Genomic DNA, 21,922 nt, shown 5'->3' with positions numbered 1-21,922 from the left:
GCAGGGGAGCAGGATGAATGGGAAAATGCCGACTGGCGCGAACCAGCCAGCAGTACGAAGTCTGGCCCGAGGCACGGGATCGCACCCGGTGCCTAAGCAGAGTTATCTGAAGCTAGCCTGAAGCTCGACCCGCGAGGGGTTCAGCTTGATTTAAGCGCATTGATTCACTCTGGGCGCTCCCCCGCAGGAGACTCCATCATGAAGACCGCCGTCGTATCCCTGACCGTGGCCGGCGCTCTCGCCGGTCCCGCACTGGCCCAAGCCCGTGAACTCAACCTGAGCACCACCCTTGCCGAGTACAGCGGCAACAAGGCCTATCTGTCGATCTACCTGACCGATGCGCAGGGCCAGTACCAGCGTACGCTCTGGGTCGCCGGCCGCAAGGCCAAGTACTACAAGCACCTGGGCGACTGGGCACGCGGCAGCGGCCTGCGCGCGGCGGAGTTCGATGGTCTGAGCGGCGCCAGCGTCGGTAGCGGCGACACCCTGAAGGTTTCGGTGGAAGTGGCCGACAGCCTGATCGACGCCGGGTACCAGATCCGCATCGACAGCGCGGTGGAAGACAAAGCCTCCAATCGCGCGGAACTGAAGGTACCGCTGACTGTCCAGGGCGCCGGCAAGGACAGTGCCGGCAGCGGCTACGTTTCGGCCTTCCGCTACGGGTTTTGAGGGCGGAGGCGAACATGCTGCGTCGATTGCACGCCTGGCCCGGCATCCTGCTGACCGCCCTGCTCCTCCTGCTGGCCGGTAGCGGCGCGCTGCTGGCGACCCAGCCGTTGGCCGAACGCCTGCAGGCCGGCGCGGAACTGCCCGGGAACGTGGCACAGATCGCCGAACGGGCGAGCCAGGAGGTGCCCGGCATCGAGCGGCTGGTGCGGCGTCCGTCCGGTCTGCTGATCGCCTATGGCGAACAGGGGGCGGTGCAGGTTTCCCCAGGGGACGGCCACGTGCTGGGCGCCTACGAGCCTTCCGCACTGTACCGTGTCGCCCGCTCAGTGCACCGGGAACTGCTGCTGGGCGAACCGGGTCACGGGCTGGCGGCGGGCGGGGCGCTGGGTATGCTCCTGCTGGGTGCGTCCGGGCTGGCGCTGCTGGCCCGCCGCCAGGGTGGCTGGCGCAAGCTGGCCGGCCCCGTGCGTGGCGGCATGGTTTCGCGCTGGCACAACCAGGTCGGCCGGGTTCTGCTGCCGGTGGCGCTGCTGTTCGGCCTGAGCGGCATCTACCTGTCGGCCGAGCATTTCGAGCTGATCCCCACCGGTTCGGAGCAGGAGCCCCTCTTCCCCGCTCATCTGACCCTGGGTACGCCCCAGTCACCGGGGCACCTTGACGCCCTGCGCCAGGTGCCCCTTGGGCAGCTGAGCGAGCTGGAGTTCCCGGCCAGCGGGGACGCCCAGGCGGCCTACACGCTGCGCACCGCAGAGGGCGACGGCTTCGTCGATCCGGTCAACGGCGAGTTGCTGGGGTATCAGCCGCATACGGCGCTGCAAGGCTTCAATGAATTCTTCTACCGCCTGCACAGCGGTGAGCTCCTGGGAGCCGCGAGCCCAGTACTTGGCCTGGCGGCCCTCGGCGTGCCCTTGCTGGGCATCACCGGCCTGCTGCTGTTTCTGCGGCGCCGGCGTGCTCCGGCACGTACGTCCATGCAGGCAGCTGCCGAACGCGCCGACTGCGTGTTGCTGGTCGGCAGCGAGACCCGGGGCACCTGGGCGTTCGCCAACGCCCTCCAGGGTGCGCTGGCGAACGCCGGCAGAAGCGTCTACAGCGCTCAGCTCAAGCAAGGTGCGCGGGAGTTTCCGGCTGCGCGCGAACTGCTGGTCCTGACCGCCACCTACGGTGATGGCGGCGCCCCAGAGTCCGCAACGGGCTTCCTGGAGCAGCTTGAATGCCTGCGCCTGCCGGCCGCTGCCCGCTTCGCCGTACTGGGCTTCGGCGACCGACGTTTCCCGCGCTTCTGCCAGTTCGCCGTGGCGGTGGACGAAGCCCTCGCCGCGCAGGGGCTACAGCGCCTGTTGCCGCGCCGGGACATGGAAGCCGGGCAGCCGCACGACTTCAGCGCCTGGGCGGGCGAGCTGGGTGAATCGCTGGGCGTGCCACTGACGATCGGCGAGGTTGGCGTAGCGCGTCCCGACTCAGGTTTCAGACTGGTCGAGCGGCAACTGCACGACGCGCCCGGCGATACCCCCCTGGCCGTGCTCCGCTTCGCCCCTATCGACAGCGTCGTGACCTACCAGGCGGGCGACCTGCTGAGCGTATACGCGCCTGGCGCCACTGCGCCGCGCCAGTATTCCCTGGCCAGCGACAGCCGCGACGGCCTGCTGGACATCTGCGTGCGCCTGCGCCCAGGCGGCCTCTGCTCCGGCTACCTGCTCGATTTGCAGCCCGGCGCGACGATCAGCGCGGCGGTGCGGGCGAACCGCGAGTTCCGGCCACAGGCGGGAACGGCGCCGTTGATCCTGATTGGCGCGGGCAGCGGCATCGCCCCGCTGGTCGGTTTCGTACGGCAGAACCGCGGCGAACGCCCGCTCTACCTGTATTGGGGAGGACGGGTTCCCGAGGCTGGCGTGCCCTTCCGGCACGAGCTCGACCAGGCACTCGCCGACGGACGCCTGAATGCCTTGTACACGGCCTATTCCGCCGGACCGCAGCGGGCCTACGTGCAGGAGTGCCTGCAGCGGGACGCATCGGAACTTCGCCAGTTGCTGGCCGTCGGCGCCCAGGTGCTGGTCTGTGGCGGGCGCGGCATGGCTGAAAGCGTACGCACTGTAATCGATGAGCTGCTCGGCCCGCTGGCGCTGAGCGTGGAACATCTCAGGGCCGGAGGCCGCTACCGTGAAGACCTGTTCTGAATCCCGGAGCGCTGGGCGCTACGACCTCAATGGCGCCACCATGGGGACACGCTACCGCGTGCTGTTCTACAGCTTCGACGCGCCGGACCTGGAGGCGCTGGCCGAGCAGTTGAACATGGCAGTGACACGCGTGGACCAGCAGATGTCGAACTGGCGGCCCGACTCGGAGCTGATGCGCTTCAATGACCTGCAACCGGGCATCTGGATGACCCTGCCGGCCGAACTGCTCTGGGTGCTGCACACCGCCATCCAGGTGGGAGTGGAGTCCGCCGGCGCCTTCGATATCGCGGTTGGCGATCTGGTCGGCGCCTGGGGCTTCGGCCCCACCGGGCGACCCGCCGACGATGGGCAGCGCGATGCGCTCAGGCGCCAACCCAGGGCTAGCGCGATGACAGCCCTGGAGTTCGACTTCGGTGGCGGACGCGTGCGCAAACGTCATCCGGTGCATCTGGACCTGTCCGGCATCGCCAAGGGCTTCGGCGTCGACCAGTTGGCCCGTTGCCTGGAAGATCGTGGCATTCACGACTACCTGGTGAGCATCGACGGGGAATTCCGTGCGCGCGGCGGCAAGCCCGGCGACCAGCCCTGGACGGTGGCCATCGAGCGCCCCGAGGCGGGCGTCCGCACGGCTCTGGGGGCGCTGCAGATGGGGGACGGCGGGCTGGCCACCTCAGGCGACTACCGGCACTTCCACGAACACGAAGGCAAGCGCTATGCCCACACCATGGACCCACGGCGCGCGGCGCCACTGGACAATGGGATCGCCTCGGTTTCCGTGCTGGCGCCGACCTGCATGCTCGCCGATGCCTGGGCGACCGCACTGATGGTGCTCGGCCCCACGCTCGGCCCGGCGGTGGCCCGTGAACAGGGGTTGAGTGCGCTCTTCCTGCTGCGCGAGGACGCAGGCTTGCGTCAACTGTGGGTCGAAGCCGGGCGCTTCTGATCGGAGGTCAGCGGCTGCCCCTCCGTGGCGGCCGGTCCCCCGTCGTTTGTCTATTCTCATAGAGTCCAGGGCATCGTTGCCGTCGAAACGATGTCTACACCATGCCAAGAGACTTCCTGAGCCTTCTGCCGACTGGACCGGCGTTGGCTACAGCGAGGTTGGTCTGGTGAACCGTCGCGCCAGCCTGCCAGGAACGTACGGGAGACCCGCTATGAGCGATAGCCTTGCGCTGACCGTCAATGGCCAGTCCCAGACCCTTGAGGTCGATGCCGATACCCCCCTGCTGTATATCCTGCGCAACGACCTGCAACTCAACGGTCCCAAGTTCGGTTGCGGCCTGGGTGAGTGTGGCGCCTGCACGGTCCTGCTGGACGGCGTGGCGACGCGCTCCTGCATCACCCCCGCCAAGGCGGCCGTTGGCCGTCAGATCGTCACCCTCGAGGGGCTGGGCACAGTCGAGCGGCCACACCCGGTACAGCGGGCGTTCATCGAGTGCCAGGCCGCCCAGTGCGGCTACTGCATCAACGGCATGGTGATGACCACCAAAGCCCTGCTCGACCGTAATCCGGCGCCCAGCGAAAGCGAGATTCGCCAGGAACTTGCGTACAACCTGTGCCGCTGCGGAACGCACATGGAGATTCTGGCGGCGGTGCATCGCGCAATCGAGCTGTTGGGCACCTCGCAGAAGGAGGCCACCTCATGAGTCCCTCCGCCCTCTCCCGCCGGGCCTTTCTCAAGGCCAGCGGCGCGCTGCTGGTGACGGTGAACCTGCCGGCGCCGCTACTGGCCCTGGCCAATGCCAGCACCGCCGCCGACATTCCACTTGACCAGGTCGACTCTTTCATCGCCATCGGCGCCGACGGCAAGGTCAGCGCCTTCTGCGGCCACGTAGACCTCGGCACCGGTATCCGCACCGCGCTGATGCAGATCGTCGCCGATGAACTGGACGTCGATTTCGCTCAGGTCGAGATGGTGCTTGGCGATACCCGACACACCCCGAACCAGGGACCTACTATCGCCAGCGCCAGCATCCAGGTCAGCGCCGTGCCGCTGCGCCAGGCCGCGGCGGCAACCCGGCAGTTCCTGCTGCGCCAGGCCGGCGAGCGCTTCAAGGCGGAACCACAGAACCTGCGGACCGCAGGAGGCTTCGTCTTCGTCGCCAGCGCTCCAGGCAAGCGCATCGGCTACGGCGAGCTGGTACGCGGCCAGCATTTCAACCTGAATATCGATGCCAAGGTGCCGCTGAAACCCAGCAGCGAGTACCGTCTGGTCGGCAAGCCGATCCCCCGCGTGGATATCCCGGCGAAGCTCACCGGCCAGCTCATCTACGTACACGACATGCGCGTGCCCGGCATGGTCCACGGTCGGGTAGTCCGCCCGCCCTACACCGGCGCCGACGCCACCGCCCCGCTGGGCAAGAGCCTGGCGAGCGTGGATGAGTCCTCCGTGGCCAACCTGCCCGGCCTGATCAAGGTGGTGGTGATCGGCGACTTCGTCGGGGTCGTCGCCGAGCGCGAGGAGCAGGCCATCCGCGCGGCCCGCCAGCTCAAGGTCAGCTGGAAGGACTGGCAGGGCCTGCCGCCGCTCGGCCTCGAGCAGCTCGAAGAGACCCTGCGCCAGCATCCCAAGCGGCCCCGGATGCTCAAGGACGAGAAGGACATCGAGCAGATTCTCAAGGATACTGCCAAGCCCCTGTCGGCCACCTATGTCTGGCCCTTCCACCTGCACGCCTCCATCGGCCCCTCCTGCGCCCTGGCCCAGGTCGACGAGAAGGTGGTGCGGGTCTGGTCCGGTTCGCAGAATCCGCATGACCTGCGCAACGACCTGGCCACCCTGCTCAAGCGCGATGCCAGCGAGGTCGAGGTGATTCGCATGGAAGCCTCCGGCTGCTATGGCCGCAACGGCGCCGATGACGTGAGCGCCGACGCCGCCCTGCTCGCCCAGGCAGTCGGCAAGCCGGTGCGGGTGCAGCTGATGCGCGAACAGGAGCACGGCTGGGAACCCAAGGGCACCGCGCAACTGGTCGAGATCCGTGGCGGACTCGACGCGCAGGGACAGGTGGCCGCCTACGACTTTGCCACCTGCTACCCCTCCAACGGCGCTCCCACCCTCGCCCTGCTCCTCACCGGGCGCATCCCGGCCGTTTCCCAGGTGGCGGACATGGGCGACCGTACCGCCATTCCGCAGTACCACTATCCGCACATGCGGGTCATCGCCAACGACGCCGCGCCCATTGTCCGGGCCTCCTGGATGCGCGGCGTATCGGCGCTGCCCAACGTGTTCGCCCACGAGTCTTACATCGACGAACTGTCGCACATGGCCGGGGTCGACCCGATTGCCTACCGGCGCCGCTACCTGGATGACGACCGAGCCCTGGCGCTGATCGACGCGCTGGTCAAGCGCGCCGACTGGCAGCCGCGCCAATCCCCCAGGCCGCCGGCGGCCAAGGGCGAGCTGCTGAAGGGCCGCGGCTTTGCCTATGCGCGCTACTTCCACAGCAAGTTCCCCGGCTTCGGTGCGGCCTGGACCGCCTGGGTGGCCGATGTCGAGGTCAACCCGGAGAACGGCGCGGTACGCGTGGTGAAGGTCTGGGTAGCCCAGGACTCCGGGCGCATGATCAATCCCGCCGGGGTACTCCATCAGGTGCACGGTAACGTGATTCAGTCCACCAGCCGGGTGCTCAAGGAGTTCGCTACCTTCGACCGCCAGGGCGTGACCAGTCTGGAATGGGGCGGTTACCCGATCCTCGGCTTCCCGGACCTGCCGGAGATCGACGTGCTGCTGCTCGACCGCCCGGAGGAGCCGTCCATGGGCGCAGGCGAATCCGCTTCGGTCCCCAGCGCCGCCGCCATTGCCAACGCCATCTTCGATGCGACCGGCGCCCGCCTGCGAAAGGTTCCGTTCACCCCAGAGCGCGTCCTCGCGGCGCTGCGCAAGGTCTCGGCATGACTCCTTTACAGGGTGCCAAGGCGCCCACGCAGTGGATGACTGACAAATGAAAACAGCACACTTGGGCTTCTGGGCCATCGGCCTCGTTGCCGTCATGGGCGCCTTCGCAGTGGGCTACGCATGGAAACCCGCGATAGCGCCGCTGAGCGGCGCGCCGGCAAAGTTCAGCGCCGATGAAGTCGCCCGTGGGGAGCGTCTCGTGGCCCTGGGCGACTGCGCCGTCTGCCACACCGCCAAGGGTGGGCCGCGCAATGCCGGCGGGCTGCCCTTGCCGACACCCTTCGGCACCATCTACAGCACCAACCTCACCCCGGACCGGGAGACCGGCATCGGTGGCTGGTCCTATCCCGCCTTCGAGCGCGCCATGCGCCATGGCGTCGCCCAGGATGGCAGCTACCTCTATCCGGCCTTCCCCTACACCGCCTTCACCCGCACCAGCGACGAAGACCTGAGGGCGATCTACGCCTATCTCATGAGCCAGCCAGCGGTGAAGACCGACAATCCGCCGACCCACCTGCCCTTCCCCTATAACCAGCGCATCCTGATGGCCGGCTGGAACCTGCTGTTCCTCCGCGCCGGCGTCTATCAGAACGACGCTGCCCGCGACAGCCAGTGGAACCGCGGCGCCTACCTCGCCGAAGGACTCGGCCACTGCAGCGCCTGTCACACCCCGCGCAATGCACTCGGCGCGGAAAAGACCGGCGTCGCGCACTTCGCAGGAGGACAGGCCGAGGGCTGGAACGCGCCGGCGCTGAACCGGCAGTCGACCGCCCCCATCGCCTGGAACAGGGAAAGCCTCTACGACTATTTCCGCCACGGCTACTCGGCCTACCACGGGGTGGCCACCGGCCCGATGGGCCCCGTCGTGGGTGATGGCCTGTCGGTACAATCCGAAGATGACCTGCGCGCCCTCGCCCACTACATGGCGTCCCATTCGGCCGCAGGCCCGACGAATACCGACCAGGAACAGGCCCAGCACCTGAACCAGCAGAGCTACGGCGGCCTGCGGCCAGTCGCCGGCTCGGGGGCACGGATCTTCTCCGGCGCCTGCATGGCCTGCCACCACGATGGCGACAGCCCGAAGCTGTTCGGCGTGCGTCCGTCGCTGGCGCTGAACACCAGCGTGCATGACGACAGCCCGGACAACCTGCTGCGGATCATCCTCGACGGGATTCACGAACCGGCCCGGGGAGACCTGGGCTACATGCCGGGCTTCCGCCACAGCCTGAACGACCAGCAGGTCGCCGATCTCGCCAGCTACCTGCGCGAGCAGTTCGCCCGGAAACCGGCCTGGCAGAACCTCGCGGCCCGCAGCGCCACGCTGCGCCAGGAAAGCGCCCACTGACAGGTTCCGCGAGATTGGAGAGCCCGTCGGAGACGGGGGATGATCGAGCCGCCCTGAGCGCCCATCCGTCGGAGGCAGCCCAAGGCGGCGGTTGCCTGATTGGCCGCTATCGGCCAGGAGCGCTCATCGTATGTCCGCGAAACCAGAGGCGTTTTATCCTTATTTAGATGCTCCCAAGGACTGCATGGATTAACCTTGCACCACGAAATCAACCTCGAAGCTGTGAATTGAACGATGGGTTTTGAACAACTAGCTGATCTACGTGACCGCCTGCGGGCTGAAAAAGAGCAGGCAAAGGCCGATAAGGCCAAACACCTCAAGCGCAAGTCCGCCCCGCAGGCAAAGCCTCGTGACCAGGACCCGGCAGTGGAAGCGATCTGGCGCTTACAGAAGCATTTCCCATTGGCCTTCCCTGTCAATCCGGCCCCCAAGGTTCCGCTCAAGGAGGGCATTCTCAAGGATGCCGAGCAACACCTGGAGCTGCTCGGAATAACCAGCGAACAGCTCAAGCTGGGTATATCTACCTGGTGCCGGGGCACTCGCTACTGGGCAAGCATGGTGGAAAATGCGCCGCGCCTGGACTTGAGCGGTCAAGCCGCCGGCACTGTGACGGCCGCCCAGGCGCTGCATGCGAAGCAGCAGGCTGCGCGGCAACGTAGCCAGGACCGACGAAATCGCGCGAAGGCAAAAACGCCGGCCCCGGCCGCCGCCGATACCTCAGCGGAACAGGCCGCGGACTGAGTTCAGCCGCACACCGCTTCGTGCCCCCCCCTTGGATCACTGGCAAGGTGCGTGAGTACCTGCCCACTCGCTCGATGGGCGCGTGATGTGCTGGCGAGGAGATTCGACGGGGGTTGCTGGCCGGTAGCAGCCTGATGTGAAAGTCCGCTTCGGGGTGGAAGCGGACTTTCACCTGCGGTTGCGATCCTGTCGGTTAACGGCAGCTATCGGCCAGAAGCGGACGCTGATGGGCGAGGCGCTTTACCCGTACCCGAACGTAGACACGCTGCCGACGACTTCGTACTCTCGGGGCGGGTCTTGTCGATTCTTCTCTTTTGCCCATGTCGCGCCTCCAGCGCTCGGCACAGTTCGCTCCAGGGGTTACACATGGACAAGGAACGTTATGTGACACAAATAGCGGAAAGTATTACGTCACTTCTGTCGCGTACTTATAGTTGTGTAAACAATCGGATCAGTAGACGCATCAGCACTACTGCATTCTGCCGTCGAGAGATAGCGCGACAGTTTCTTTTTACAGTCGTACTGTGCTTGTTCGCTGGTGGCAGCGTTCAGGCGAAGAATCTGTGTCGTACAGGCGAAGATGTGTTTTTCAATTGCAAGATCGATCGGTCCGAGAAATTCGTGTCAGTTTGTGGCGTTGCGGCAGACCAGACAGTTACAGCGATCCAGTATCGATTCGGTACACTGCGGCACGTGGAGCTTTCGTACCCTTCATTGGGAGAGGATTCCGTGCGCCACTTCCAAATGGAGCACGTGAATTCCAATTATGGGGACGGCGGGGGGCAGTTCTACAACGCGCTATTTTTCAGGTCTGGCACCTTCTATTACTCGGTACTGAGCGGGCGCCATTCCAATGAAAATGGCGAGTACGAAGTTGACCGTGAAATTTCGGTGTACGCGTCCGATCCTTGGAACTCGTCGGCAGTGCGCACCTTGAAATGCGGAGCGCCCGATGCGGTGGATAATTTGCCCCGGCTCTACGACCTCATTGGAGAGGGAACACAGGTTTTGCCGAAACACTGAAGCAGCGCAGTGAATAGCTACTGTCCAACCATAGGCTTTGGTATCCGCCTCTGGCCGATAGTGGCCTCTAGCAAAAGACCGCTATGGGTCGGAAGCGGCCCACCATAAGGCGCACGAATCGGCCGCACGACAGGGAGGAAATAGACCGATCGCGAAAGCCTGCAATCCGCCAGAAGCGGACGCCCGGCAACCCGGATCAAGCCCGCCTGAGCCCGCAGTGCTCGCGCGATCCTTGGCTAGCGGGTGCCTTCATCCTCCAGCACACCGCGCAACGCGTGGACGCCAACAGCAACGATCAGACCAGTCATGACGATGCCGGACATCCCGATCACGATGGCCAGGAATCGAGCCAACGCATGTTTGGGCACCAGATCGCCGTATCCAATGGTCAAGCCGGTAACGAAGGAAAAGTACAGGCCGTCTCCCACAGGCCAACCTTCCACCTGCCCCACGACCAGGCCGAGCAGGGCCATGAATACCAATAGCAGCGATATGATCGGCCAGACGACGCTCAATCCGCGCAAGAACCCACGGATAAATTCGTGTTTCAAATGTTTCGAAGCACGCATGGGAGACTCCGTGAAGGGTGCAAGTGTCTTTCTTGACGCGCCCCTGGCTGTGCTCCAGCCAGCAGCCTCGATGACGCCAGGCTGATTGCCGCCCACTCGACAGGTGCGCAAATTATCGTTGGGAATCACAGCGCCAATCCGATTCGCCGAGCGATGGCGCGGGGCCTTGGCGTAGGTGTTCGGCCCTTGAGCACAGTTCCAAGCTCCCCGCCCCGATAGTGTGGAACGTGGACGTCAGCACAGCGCTGCGAGGGCAAGAGCCGATGTCATCGCATTGCGGCGTCATCGAGCAAGCCGGAGCGCAAGGAAGCCCTGCAAGCTGCCAGCAGGAAGTTGATCTAATGTGAGACGCACTACAGCGATTATCCAGTCGCTCGGTGGCCGCACGCATCCGCCCCCCCCCCGCAACGCCTCGTCCTTGGGGGGAACACATGGGTGCACGCGCCCCAACGGTTGGCATCACGTGACCAGCCCCGGAGCGGATACGCAACATGGACAAGACCCACCAGAGCAAACGCATCCACCTCCCCATTCTCCAGGGCCTGCTTCCATTGAATCCGAAGCAGTTTCCCGCTGAGGTGGTAGCGGGCCTCACCCTGGCCGCACTCGCGATTCCAGAAGTCATGGGTTACACCAAGATTTCCGGGACGCCCGTCGTAACCGGCCTCTACACCATGCTCATCCCCATGGTTCTGTTCGCCCTCTTTGGCTCCTCGCGGCATCTGGTGGTTGGCGCCGACTCAGCGACCGCCGCGATACTTTCAGCAGCACTGGTGGGGCTCGCTGCAACCGGGTCGGATGAATACCTGGCGCTTGCCGAACTGCTTGCACTCATGGCCGCCGGCCTGCTGATCCTGGCTCGACTGGTGCGCCTGGGGTTCATGGCGGACTTCCTTTCACGCACGGTCCTCGTCGGCTTTCTGACCGGTGTCGGGATTCAAGTCGCACTCGGGCAACTGGACGGCATGCTTGGCTTGCCGGGAGACGGTCACGGTGTGCTGGGCAAGCTCTGGTCAACGGTGCAACGACTGCACCAGCTCAATTGGCATGCGCTTGTCGTCGCCGTTCTGGTGCTGGTCGTGATCCTCGGATGCAGGAAGCTGTCCCACCGGATTCCTGGAGCGCTGATTGCCGTGGTGGGCGCCATCACGCTCAGCTGGATGCTGAACTTCGCCGCCTACATGCCGGTTCTTGGCCCGGTACCCAGCGGGCTTCCCCACATCGGCCTGCCCAAGGTGCAATGGAGTCTGGATCTGCTCGGCCAGTTGCTGCCAACGGCCTTTGCCATGTTCGTGGTGATTCTCGCCCAGAGCGCTGCTACCTCGCGGGCCTACGCCAGTCGCTACAACGAGCCTTTCAGTGAAGATATCGATCTGGTCGGTCTGGCGATCGCCAATATCGGTGCCGCGCTGTCGGGGACTTTCGTGGTCAATGGCAGCCCGACCAAGAGACAGATGGTCGATAGCGCGGGTGGGCGAAGCCAACTGTCGCTGCTGGTAACGGCAATGATCGTGCTGATGGTCCTGCTGTTCCTCACCGCACCCCTTGCCTACATGCCGGAAGCCGTTCTGGCAGCGGTGGTATTCATGATCGGCATCGAGCTGACTGACTTCAAAAGCCTGAAGAAAATCCACAAGGAGCGGCCAGATGAATTCTGGGTCGCCCTGATTACCCTCATCACCGTAGTCCTTGTGGGGGTGAAAGAAGGCGTCATTCTGGCAATGCTGCTTTCAATCATCGATCACCTGCGCCGGGGCTATCACCCGAAGAACGCGCTGCTGGCTCCTTCCCGGGCTGGGAGACTGCACCCCGTTGTATTGTCCAGCGGCGCCCAGGCGAGGCCGGGCTTGCTCATCTACCGCTTCACCCACAGCATCTACTACGCCAATACCCGCCAGTTGACCGAGGAAGTCACTCAACTGGTCGAGCAGGCATTGCCGGGCTTGCGCTGGTTCTGCATCGACTGTTCGGCGATCGATGATGTCGACTATTCGGCCGCGGAAACCATCCGTGGTTTGGCCAGCACCCTGAAGGCCCAGGGCGTGCGCATGCTACTCGTCAATGTCATGGAGGATGTGGCCGATCACTCCCGCTACAACATCAAGAAATTGCTGGGAGAAAAAGCGGTCTTCCCGCAGCTGGAAGATCTGTTGAGCGCCTATGACCGCTATGCCCAGGCTTCCCAGTGAGTCGTCCGCACTTCGAAGACGGTGGCAAGTCTCGCTTCGGGTCGCAAGCTTCCCACCGAACAGCCGCTTGAAGGCTGTCTTCGCCGCACTTTACTGCTGAACACTTGTTCAGCTATAAGATCGTTGCCATTCAGTTGTGCACGGCTCGCTCATCGGTCTCGGTGCCCGCGGCCCCACCCGGCTTGATCAGCCGCCCCTGGTTTCGTCATTGAGTCGGAGAGTCTCCATGCGACGTCCGCTTTTCAAAACCCGCATCACCGAGATGCTCGGTATCCGCCATCCCATCCTTTGCGGGGGCATGGGGCCTGGCGTATCGGATGCGAACTACGTGGCGGCCGTCGTCAACGCCGGCGGCATGGGGTTCATCGTTGCAGCCGGCTTCCCCGATCCGGAAGCGTTTCGCGCGCAATTGCGCAAATGCCGTGCGCTCACTTCCGGCAAGGGATTTGGCGTGAATCTCTACATTTCAGGCCAAGCCGAGGCGACTGATCGTTTACAGGAACAGGTGAGGATTCTCGCTGAAGAAGAGGTTCTTTGCGTCGAGACCTCAGGCGGGAGCCCCGAGGGTGTTCTTCCGGCTTTGCGTGAAGCGGGTATCAAGGTCCTGCACAAGGTTCCCGCCGTTCGTTACGCCCGATCCGTCGCCCGGCTTGGCGTGGACGCAGTGATCGTTGTGGGTAACGACTGTGGAGGCCATCCAGGAATCTATGGGATCAGCAGCATGGTCCAGGCCGCCCATGCACCGAGAGCGGTTTCCATCCCGCTGGCCATTGGTGGCGGGATAGGAACCGGCAGCCAACTGGCTGCGACGCTGATGATGGGGGCCGATGCCGTCCTGATGGGCTCGCGGATGCTGGTAGCGGAGGAGTTGTGGATTCACCGCGACTACAAGGATCGACTGGTCCGGAGCGACGGAACGGAGAGCGTCGTCGTGAAGACCGGCCTGCGGCAGCATCACAGGGTGCTGAACAATGAAAGCGCCAAATCCGTTGCGGCCCTGGACGCAGCAGGTGCACGCGATTTCGAGCGCTATCGCCCCCATGTCATGGGGACGCTGACCACCCGGGCCTATCTGACGGGCGACAGCCGCCTGGGCATGCTCGACTACGGCCCATCGGTCGTGTTTGCTGACGCCGTGCAATCCGTGGAAGCCATCTTTGATGAGGTTATGGACGACGCGCAACGGGCAATGCGGCGCATGGAAGACCTCCGCAGCGAGACCTAGGCCGCCGGCGATCAGAGCCCGGGCACTCACTACCAAGCGGCACTTGTTGATGGACCTGGTAGCTACCGAACACCAGCGGCAGCTATCGGCCAATAGCGGACACCCGGATCGACACGCCATGACTTCGTATCGCTCAGGTGCACCAGCCTGGAAGGCTTACTGGTCCTTCCTTGGAATGAGCACCTGATCGACGAATTTACGAGTTGCCTCGCCCGAACCCATTGCGTGGCCGGGACATTTATATGCGGTCAGCCAAGGGTTGGGGTTCGCCCCTGAGGCTGGAGTACTCCAGGCATAGCGCAGCATTTCTCCCAGCACTTCACCGGTCCTAAGGTTGATGACTCGTACTGTGCTGCTGGCCACTCCCAGCGCACGATCCTCAGGAATGACGTGGTCTTCGTAATCAACGCCGTAGAGTGGAGAAGGCTCGGGGGCCAAAGTCTTTTCCAGGAACGTCCTAAGCTCTCCAGTCTTCGACCCCTGTACCACTTTGATCCCTAATCGATATCTATAGCGCTTTCCATCACTGGGATCAGCAACATCGACATAGCGGTATCCGGGGTACTGCTTCGGGCCCGGGCTATAAGTAGTGTTGATAAACCCTCGATCATCCTTTGTGATAGGCCTGGGTGCGCCAAAGGCTCCCATGGCCATTTCAAAACCGAGAAATGACTTAATGTAATCGTCAACACGATCTTCAATCGCAAAGGCCGCTCCCGGCCAATTGGGATCAGCCCATTGGTTGGTCGAGGCTTTGGGGCGTACCTTGAGCAGCAATACCCCATCTATGTCTGATGCCGTTTTGTAGATCTTCTCGCCCGCCACAGTTCGACACTTTTCCTCCCACAGGGCTTTACCCGCTTGCGCTCGCTGCAAGGGCGTCATTGCTGCCGGATCATCAGGCGGCGGCGCCACTTTCTCCGCTGCCTTGCGGGTCGTATCCTCGCCCCCACCGCAACCGGCCAACCATAGCGACAGGCCAAGCAACTGAAGCAGCTTCCCTGCTCTTCCCATGCATTCGTCCTCATGAATGGATAACGCGATCCCGTATGTCCTTTGGGGTCGCTCACTATGCAGGCGATGAGCTCGAGCCCCGAACAGCGCTAGATGTAGTGAAGACGCTGTGTCGATAAGAGGCTCACCCGCATGACTGAGTCGATTCTAGATCATCGCCACCTTGTAGTTGCGTGACGAACAGAACGGGTAGCTACGACCGTCCGCAAAGGGTCGAAAGCGGGCGCTGATCGAGGTCAGCTATCAGCCCGTAGCGACCATCGGGCCTTGCGCAACAAGCTATCGAGAAGCGGCTGCCAAACCACTCCAGCGCATTGCGGCCATGTCTGAATGCGCCTGACCTGCTCGATCAGCCAATCGATCAGCAGCACGACTTCCGAAGTCGCACGGTTCTCGCTCCCTTCGCTGCAGATGCAGATATAGTCCAACCGTCCTGGCGGTCTCTCCATCGCCACCTTGAGCGTTCGACTTGATCGTCCATTCACCATCAGTGAATGGACCAGGGTCTCCAGATGCGGCAAGACCCCAGCTGAATACCTGGGGTCTATTTTTTTGCTTGAGCCATCTTGCGGCCTGGGCGTGCCTTAGGCATGAGGCCGATCAATCCAGCGCCACTACTTCCATCGATGGACTGGGCTCAAGCGGGCCAGGTTCAAGTCGGCTGGAAGCAGTACGCCGCAATCTTGTTGCCATCCAGATCGCGGAAGTACGCCGCGTAGGCGTTTTCCTTCCAATTACGGGGGCCGGGGGTACCTTCGTCCCTGCCACCATGGGCAAGGGCGGCCGTGTGAGCGGCATCGATGGCTGGCCGGTCGGGCGCCTCGAAGCTCACGGTGACGCCATTGCCGACAGTCGCGGGGGCGCCGTTGGCGGGCTTGAGCACGAAGAACGAGGGGGCGTCGACGCCCCAGATGGAGCCGTTCTCGCCGAGGTCGGCGAGACGCTTCATCCCCAGCTTGCCGAGGACTTCGTCATAGAAAGCTCGAGCCTTGGGCAAGTCGTTCGTGCCAACTGTTACATGTGTGTAGATAGACATTGATCTCTCCTTCTGGTCACTAGAAATGAATGACGCTGCGAATGCTCTTGCCCGCATGCATCAGTTCGAACGCCTGGTTGATGTCCTCCAGCCCCATGGTGTGAGTGATGAAGGTGTCCAGCGGAATCTCGCCCTTCTGCGCCATTTCCACGTAGCTCGGCAGCTCGCTGCGGCCGCGTACCCCGCCGAAGGCCGAGCCGCGCCAGACACGGCCGGTGACCAACTGGAACGGCCGGGTGGCGATCTCCTGCCCTGCTCCGGCGACGCCGATGATCACCGACTCGCCCCAGCCCTTGTGGCAGCACTCCAGCGCCGCGCGCATCAGTTGGACGTTGCCGATGCACTCGAAGGAATAGTCCACGCCCCCGTCGGTGAGATCGACGATCACGTCCTGGATCGACTTGTCGTAGTCGCGCGGGTCGATGCAGTCAGTGGCGCCAAGCTGGCGAGCGATCTCGAACTTCGCTGGATTGATGTCGACGGCGATGATCCGTCCTGCATTCGCCTTCACTGCGCCGATGATTGCCGACAGACCAATGCCGCCCAGGCCGAAGATCGCCACGCTGGAACCCGCTCGCACCTTGGCGGTGTTCAGCACCGCGCCGATTCCGGTGGTGACGCCGCAGCCGAGCAGGCAGACCTTCTCGAGCGAGGCATCCCGGGGAATCTTCGCCAGTGAGATTTCCGGTAGCACGGTGTACTCGGAAAAGGTCGAGCAGCCCATGTAGTGGAATAGCGGGTGCCCTTCGAAGGAGAAACGCGTGGTGCCGTCCGGCATCAGGCCCCTCCCCTGGGTCGCGCGGATCGCCTGGCACAGGTTGGTCCGGCCGGAGCGACAGAACTTGCACTGCCCACACTCGGGTGTGTACAGCGGGATCACATGGTCGCCGACCGCCAGCGACGTCACGCCCGGGCCGACCGCCTCGACGATGCCGCCGCCTTCGTGGCCGAGAATGCTCGGGAAGATACCCTCCGGATCGGCACCGGACAGGGTGTAGGCGTCAGTGTGGCAGACGCCGCTGGCGACAATGCGCACCAGCACCTCGCCGGCTTCAGGCGGCGCCACGTCCACCTCGACGATCTGCAAGGGCTGCCGTTGTTCGAAGGCGACGGCAGCTCGGGATTTGATCATGCCTGGATCTCCTGGTCGGGGCCGTCCCGGCCTGTAGTCCGGGACGGCCGCACGGGTTCACTGGTTGGCGAGGACGCGGTCGACGGTGGTGAGGATTTCGCCGGAGCGCAGTTGCTCGGTCACCGCGACGATGTCCGGATAGAAGGCGCGGTCCTCGTCGGCGCGCGCCACGCGGCTGCGCACCAGGTCATAGAGCGCTCGGGTGGCGCTGGAGGCCTTGCCGAGGTCGTGGAAATCCAGCGCCTGACAGCCCACCAGGATCTCGATGGCCAGCACCGACTCCAGCTTGCGCGATACCTGGTAGGCCTTGATCGCCGCATTGAAGGCGAAGCTCACCGGGTCTTCCTGGTTGCCGCATGTGGAAACGCTGTCGATGGTGGACGGATGCGACAGCACCTTCATCTCGCCGAGCAGCCCGGCGGCGGTGTACTGGATGATCATGTAGCCGCTGTTCAGGCCCGGCTTGCGCACGAGGAAGGCCGGCATCTCGCTGAAGTGCGAGTTGACCATGCGGTCGGTGCGCCGCTCGGAAATCTTCGCCAGGTTGGTCAGCGCGTTGCACAGCGTGTCGGCGGCGATGCCGATGTAGGAGCCATCGAAGTTCGCCCCGGATATGGCGATGCCATCGTCCTCGCTGGTCGGGTAGATCACCGGGTTGTCGCCCGACGAGGCTATCTCGTTGTCGATGCAGGTCTGGGCATAGGTGATGAACTTCTTCGAGGCGCCGTGCACCTGGGGGATGGCGCGCAGGCTGTAGGTGTCCTGCAGGCGGTAGTCGATGTTTTCCTCGATCAGCCGGCTGTCATCCAGCAGGCGCTTGATGTATTGGGCGGTCTGCGCCTGTTCGGCATGCGCCTTGACCGAGTGGTAACGCGCATCGAAGGCGCGAATGGTGCCCTTCAGCGCCTGCAGCGAAACTGCCGCGGCGACGTCCGCTGCCTGCGCGGCCTGGTTGGCGTTGTACTGGGCGAGCGTGGCGATAGCCGTCACCGAAGTGGTGCCGTTGAGCATCGCCAGGCCCTCCTTGCACTGCAGCGAGATCGGCCGCATGCCGACCTGGCGCAGCGCGGTCGCACCGTCGACCCACTCGCCGCCGGCGACGCTGGCCTTGCCCTCCCCGATCAACACCAGTGCCAGGTGGCCTTCCGGGCCGAGGTAGCCCACGGAGCCTTCGCCGGGTGCGAAAGGCAGCACATCGTTGTTGAGCAGGCCGGCGATCTGCTCCAGCAACTCGACGCGCACGCCCGAGTAACCCTTACCGAGACTGACCAGGATCATCAGCTGGATGGCGCGTACCTGCTCGCGATTGAGCGGCTCGCCGACCGACACCGCATGGGAGCGGACGATGTTCACCTGCAGCGCCTGGGCGTCCTCCGGCGAAATTACGTGGCGCACGTTGTCGCCAAAGCCGGTGGTTACGCCGTAGACCAGGCGGTTCTCGTCGAGGAAGCGCTCGATCAGCCGGCGCGAGCGGCCGACCCGGGCGCGATAGGCGTCGGAGAAGCTCACCTCGGCCCCGTAGCGGGCGACGGCGATGACCTCCTCGATGGAGGGTTTGGCGTTGTCCAGCACCACATTGGAAATGTCTTTCGGGTGAATGCGCATTGCGTTGCTCTCTCTGCTCATTGGCCTTTTTCAGGGCGTAGGAAGCCCGTCCCGTGCGAAGACAGGCGAAAAAACAAGGGGATTGGTCGGGAGTCAGGCCTGGCTCAGGATGAACCGGCTGAAGCGCTCGGAGCGCTGCTCTCTGAACATTTCGTCCGGCGTGCCCTGGGCCTCGATCTGCCCCTGGTTCATGAACACCACGCGGTTCGAGACGTTGCGTGCAAAACCCATCTCATGGGTCACCACCAGCATGGTCCGGCCTTCTTCGGCAAGGCCGCGCATGACCTTCAGCACCTCGCCGACAAGTTCTGGATCGAGTGCCGAAGTGGGTTCGTCGAACAGGATCACCCGTGGCCGCATTGCCAGGGTGCGGGCAATGGCCACACGCTGCTGCTGACCGCCGGAAAGGAACGCCGGGTAGTGATTGCGCTTGTCCGCCATGCCGACCTTCTCCAGCAGCGCCTCCGCCTCGGCGATGCACTCGGCGCGCGAGCGCTTCTGCACGTGCACCGGGCCTTCGATGACGTTCTGCAGTACGGTCATGTGCGACCACAGGCCAAAGTTCTGGAACACCATGCCCAGCTCCGGACGGATGCGGTCGATCTGGCGCCGGTCGGCGGGCACCAGCATCTGGTTGCATCCGCGTTTGAGCGCCACCTGCTCGCCAGCGACACGGATTTCCCCGGCGTCGGGGACTTCCAGCAGGTTGATGCAGCGCAGGAAGGTGCTCTTGCCGGAACCGCTGGAGCCGAGGATCGAAACCACGTCGCCTTCGTAGGCATCCAGCGAGATGCCCCTGAGCACCTCGAGGTCGCCGAACGACTTGCGGATATGCGTCACCTGCAGGATCGGTTCGTTGCCAGTAGCCATGCCAGTTACCCTCTGCGCACGCCAAGTGCGTAATTTCTTGTTGTAGGACGGGTGGTAGCGGGTGCCTTCGGGGACAGCCAGCGCTCTACCAGCGACAGTGTGCGGACGATCAGGAAGTTGAGAACCAGGTAGATCAGCGCAGCGCAGAGGAACACCTCCATGGTGCGATAGGTCTCGGAAATGATTCGCTGCGCCACGCCGGAGACTTCGTAGACGGTCACCAGGCTCGCCAGCGAGGTCGCCTTCATCATCAGGATGATTTCCGTCGAATAGGCCGGCAGGCAGTTGCGCAACGCCACCGGGATGATGATCCGTCTCGCCAAGAGCCAGCCGGACATCCCCGCTGCGCGTCCGGCCTCGATCTGCTGCGCCGGCACCGTCAGCAGGCCGCCACGGAAGATTTCCGCCATATAGCCAGCCGTGCACAGCGCCAGCGCGATCACCGCGCAGGTGGCCGGCTCGCGCAGCACCGGCCAGAGCAGGCTCTGGCGCACCGCCGGGAACTGGCTGAGACCGTAATAGAGCAGGAACATCTGGATCAGCAGCGGCGAGCCGCGAAACAGGAAGATGTAGCCGCGCGCGAGGTGCCGCAGGACGGCGAACTCGCCTGCACGCGCCCAGACCACCAGCATCGCCAGCAGCGTGCCGAGGGCCACCGAGGCGGCGAACAGCGCCAGAGTGGTGGGCAAGGCCTGCAGCAGTTGCAGCAGGGTGTCGCAGAGGAAAGCGAAATCTATGGACATGGCCCGCTCCTTTTCAGCTGCGGCGGAAAGTTCTGCCGACTCGCAGCTCAGCGCGCGAGAAGACCAGGTTGGAAAGCGCGGTGAGCATCAGGTACAGCGCGCAGCCACTCAGGAAGAACAGTACGAACTGCCCGGTGGACGAGGCCGCCACCCGGCTCGCGCGCATCAGCTCGACCAGTCCGGTGACGGAGATCAGCGCCGAATCCTTCAGGCTGATCTGCCAGACCCCGCCAATCCCTGGCAGCGCGAAGCGCAGGATCTGCGGCGCGATGATCCGCCGGAAGCGCAGCAGGGTCGGCATGCCAATCGCTCTGGCCGCCTCCAGTTCGCTGCGCGACACCGCCTGGAAGGCACCTCGATAGACCTCCGCCTGGTAGGCCCCGGACACCACGCCAACCGCCAGCGCACCGACCAGGAAGGCGGGCATGCTGATGAAGCCGCTGGCGCCGAACAGCCGGCCGACGCTGCTCACCAGCGCCGAGCCTCCGTAGTAGAAGAGATAGATCACCAGCAGCTCCGGCACACCACGGAACACCGTGGTGTAGGCATCGCCAAGCGTGCGCAGCAGCCTGCTGTGGTGCAGCTTCGCCGCGGCAACCAGCGCACCGAGCACGGCGCCGACCAGCAGCGCGCCCAGCGTCACCAGCACCGTCATGAGCGCGGCCATGAGCAGCACGCTGCCCCAGCCTTTCTCGCCAAAACCAATCAAATCGATCACGTGTACACCCACCGAGAACTGCGTCAGGAGAGCGGCCGGCATGCGCGGCCGCGGGAGTACCCACGCCATCGGCGCGGCACCCTGCGTGATGGCGCCCGCCGATGGATCAGCCGGTCACTGGCTGGGTGGCGTGAAGTCGTGATGGAACCACTTCGTGCTGAGGCGATTGATCGTGCCGTCGGCGATCATCGACGCGATTGCCGCATCCAGCTTGGCCTTGAGCTCCGGCTCGCCCTTGCGGATGCCGAAGGCTTCACCCTCGCCCCAGATCGGTCCGTTGATCGCCGGGCCGACCAGCGTGAGTCCGCTGTCGGTGGCCCGCTGCATTTCTCCGGCGAGAAAACCGAGATCCTCGAACACCAGGTCCACCCGTCCGTTCTTCAGGTCCATCAGCGGCTCCGGCGGTGTCTTGTAGTCACGGATGGTCGCCACCTGGCCGAACTGGTCGTGGATGAATTTGCTGTACACCGTGCCGGAGACGATGCCGATCAGCTTGCCCTTGAGCCTGCTCCGCAACTCCTCGACGGCGGGCGTATCCGTTTCGGGATTGCCGCGCAGGTGCAGGGTCCCCTTGCCCAGGTCAATGCCGCTGGACTGCAGGGCGATGAAGGTGGCGGGAGCCTTGGTGTAGGGGCGGGAGAAATCGATGACCTTCTTGCGCGTCTCGCTGATCGCGAGAGCGTCCATCACCACGTCGAACTTTCCAGCCTGCAGACCGGGGATCAGACCGTCCCAGTCCTGTGCGACGATTTTGCATTGGAGCTGCATGCGCTCGCAGAGCACCTTGGCCATTTCCGGCTCGAAGCCATCGAAACTGCCATCGGGCAGCGTGCGGTTCCAGGGCTCGTAAACCCCTTCGGTAGCGATCTGGATGCTATCCAGTTCCTTGGCCAGGGGACTCAGCGAGTAGCTGGCGAACATCATCAACAACGAGCAGGCTGCAAATCCGACTTTCTTGTTTTTCATTTTTAATT

Annotated in this window: 19 protein-coding genes; 10 read left to right on the top strand and 9 right to left on the bottom strand. The window is 64.0% G+C overall.

The genetic code is table 11. The annotated features are described in order from the left end of the window. Positions 1-198 precede the first annotated feature (198 nt). The 8 genes from GA645_RS13735 (at position 199) to GA645_RS13700 (ending at position 9,847) form a co-directional block, all read left to right on the top strand. Entirely contained in the window at positions 199-669 is a 471-nt protein-coding gene (locus tag GA645_RS13735) for a DUF2271 domain-containing protein (RefSeq protein ID WP_152223576.1), read from the top strand. Positions 670-683: 14 nt separating this feature from the next. Next, positions 684-2,846 carry a PepSY domain-containing protein gene (locus GA645_RS13730; RefSeq protein WP_152223575.1) on the top strand — a complete coding sequence of 721 codons (2,163 nt, stop codon included), beginning with the start codon at positions 684-686 and terminating at the stop codon, positions 2,844-2,846. Further along, positions 2,830-3,789, top strand: a complete 960-nt coding sequence (locus tag GA645_RS13725; protein ID WP_152223574.1) for an FAD:protein FMN transferase — start codon at positions 2,830-2,832, stop codon at positions 3,787-3,789. The genes GA645_RS13730 and GA645_RS13725 overlap by 17 nt, the downstream gene beginning before the upstream one ends. A gap of 211 nt (positions 3,790-4,000) precedes the next feature. Then, on the top strand, positions 4,001-4,492 hold the full coding sequence (locus tag GA645_RS13720) for a (2Fe-2S)-binding protein (protein ID WP_152223573.1): 492 nt from the start codon (positions 4,001-4,003) through the stop codon (positions 4,490-4,492). Then, entirely contained in the window at positions 4,489-6,738 is a 2,250-nt protein-coding gene (locus tag GA645_RS13715; RefSeq protein ID WP_152223572.1) for a xanthine dehydrogenase family protein molybdopterin-binding subunit, read from the top strand. The genes GA645_RS13720 and GA645_RS13715 overlap by 4 nt, the downstream gene beginning before the upstream one ends. A 46-nt stretch (positions 6,739-6,784) precedes the next feature. Then, complete coding sequence (locus GA645_RS13710; protein WP_152223571.1) at positions 6,785-8,083, top strand: cytochrome c; 1,299 nt, start codon at positions 6,785-6,787, stop codon at positions 8,081-8,083. Between the two features lie 234 nt (positions 8,084-8,317). Beyond that, positions 8,318-8,824 carry a ProQ/FinO family protein gene (locus GA645_RS13705; protein WP_152223570.1) on the top strand — a complete coding sequence of 169 codons (507 nt, stop codon included), beginning with the start codon at positions 8,318-8,320 and terminating at the stop codon, positions 8,822-8,824. 366 nt (positions 8,825-9,190) lie between these two features. Then, on the top strand, positions 9,191-9,847 hold the full coding sequence (locus GA645_RS13700; RefSeq protein WP_152223569.1) for a hypothetical protein: 657 nt from the start codon (positions 9,191-9,193) through the stop codon (positions 9,845-9,847). 236 nt (positions 9,848-10,083) lie between these two features. Here the strand turns inward: GA645_RS13700 and GA645_RS13695 are convergent, their stop codons facing one another. Then, positions 10,084-10,416, bottom strand: coding sequence for a potassium channel family protein (locus GA645_RS13695; protein ID WP_152223568.1), 333 nt, complete (start codon positions 10,414-10,416; stop codon positions 10,084-10,086). Between the two features lie 491 nt (positions 10,417-10,907). On the opposite strand from GA645_RS13695, the gene GA645_RS13690 reads away from it, so the two are divergent. After that, entirely contained in the window at positions 10,908-12,605 is a 1,698-nt protein-coding gene (locus tag GA645_RS13690; RefSeq protein WP_152223567.1) for a SulP family inorganic anion transporter, read from the top strand. Between the two features lie 226 nt (positions 12,606-12,831). Further along, positions 12,832-13,830: a nitronate monooxygenase family protein gene (locus GA645_RS13685; RefSeq protein ID WP_152223566.1), complete on the top strand. Its 999-nt coding sequence runs from the start codon at positions 12,832-12,834 to the stop codon at positions 13,828-13,830. Between the two features lie 156 nt (positions 13,831-13,986). Here GA645_RS13685 and GA645_RS13680 read toward each other — a convergent pair whose 3' ends face one another. The 8 genes from GA645_RS13680 to GA645_RS13645 all read right to left on the bottom strand — a co-directional run bounded on the left by GA645_RS13680 (position 13,987) and on the right by GA645_RS13645 (position 21,914). After that, positions 13,987-14,844, bottom strand: coding sequence for a hypothetical protein (locus GA645_RS13680; protein WP_152223565.1), 858 nt, complete (start codon positions 14,842-14,844; stop codon positions 13,987-13,989). A 652-nt stretch (positions 14,845-15,496) separates the two neighbouring features. Further along, a complete protein-coding gene (locus tag GA645_RS13675) occupies positions 15,497-15,880 on the bottom strand; it encodes a VOC family protein (RefSeq protein ID WP_152223564.1) in 384 nt (127 codons plus the stop codon). 19 nt (positions 15,881-15,899) lie between these two features. Beyond that, positions 15,900-17,012, bottom strand: coding sequence for an S-(hydroxymethyl)glutathione dehydrogenase/class III alcohol dehydrogenase (locus tag GA645_RS13670; RefSeq protein WP_152223563.1), 1,113 nt, complete (start codon positions 17,010-17,012; stop codon positions 15,900-15,902). Positions 17,013-17,069: 57 nt separating this feature from the next. Further along, positions 17,070-18,617, bottom strand: a complete 1,548-nt coding sequence (gene hutH / locus GA645_RS13665; RefSeq protein WP_152223562.1) for a histidine ammonia-lyase — start codon at positions 18,615-18,617, stop codon at positions 17,070-17,072. A 93-nt stretch (positions 18,618-18,710) separates the two neighbouring features. Next, positions 18,711-19,487, bottom strand: coding sequence for an ABC transporter ATP-binding protein (locus tag GA645_RS13660; RefSeq protein WP_152223561.1), 777 nt, complete (start codon positions 19,485-19,487; stop codon positions 18,711-18,713). Positions 19,488-19,492: 5 nt separating this feature from the next. After that, positions 19,493-20,230 (bottom strand): ABC transporter permease, encoded by a 738-nt coding sequence (locus tag GA645_RS13655; RefSeq protein ID WP_218572359.1) that lies wholly within the window; start codon positions 20,228-20,230, stop codon positions 19,493-19,495. Between the two features lie 13 nt (positions 20,231-20,243). Further along, on the bottom strand, positions 20,244-20,990 hold the full coding sequence (locus GA645_RS13650) for an ABC transporter permease (RefSeq protein ID WP_152223560.1): 747 nt from the start codon (positions 20,988-20,990) through the stop codon (positions 20,244-20,246). 72 nt (positions 20,991-21,062) lie between these two features. Beyond that, complete coding sequence (locus tag GA645_RS13645) at positions 21,063-21,914, bottom strand: transporter substrate-binding domain-containing protein (protein ID WP_256676148.1); 852 nt, start codon at positions 21,912-21,914, stop codon at positions 21,063-21,065. Positions 21,915-21,922 lie beyond the last annotated feature (8 nt).

The organism is Pseudomonas sp. SCB32 (genome assembly GCF_009189165.1).
In the GTDB taxonomy this organism is placed as follows: Bacteria; Pseudomonadota; Gammaproteobacteria; order Pseudomonadales; family Pseudomonadaceae; genus Pseudomonas.
The sequence above is the reverse complement of the archived record's forward strand: the minus strand, read 5'-3'. Positions and strand labels throughout refer to the sequence as shown.